Source organism: Corynebacterium sp. HMSC077G07 (assembly GCF_001809225.1).
GTDB classification, from domain to species: domain Bacteria; phylum Actinomycetota; class Actinomycetes; order Mycobacteriales; family Mycobacteriaceae; genus Corynebacterium; species Corynebacterium jeikeium_D.
The window spans coordinates 1-377 of record NZ_KV796542.1; the positions used below are offsets into that span (position 1 = coordinate 1).

The window sequence follows — 377 nt, forward strand, 5'->3', positions numbered from 1 at the left end:
GGCCACCGGCACCCAATCTCTAACCACCTTCGCCGCACACCATGGCGTAACCAGGCAAACCATGCACCACCGATTCCGATGGTGCTGGTGGATCATCCCCACACCCACCATCGACTCATTCCGCATCCATGACCAAATCTTCCTCGACGCGACCTATCTAAAGTCCGGATGCCTCCTGATCGCAGCCAGTAAAACCCACGTCATCAACTGGACCTGGGCCAGACACGAAACCACCGCCGCCTACACCGAACTCCTACGCCCCATTGCCGCACCACTAATCGCAGTCACAGACGGCGGACAAGGTGCCCAATCAGCCATCCACCACTGCTGGCCAACAACACGCATCCAACGCTGCCTCGTCCACGCCCAACGAACAG

1 pseudogene is annotated in these 377 nt (G+C 59.2%); it reads left to right on the top strand.

From position 1 onward, the window contains the following. Positions 1–377, top strand: a pseudogene (locus HMPREF2562_RS10795) (IS256 family transposase); the annotation flags it as partial.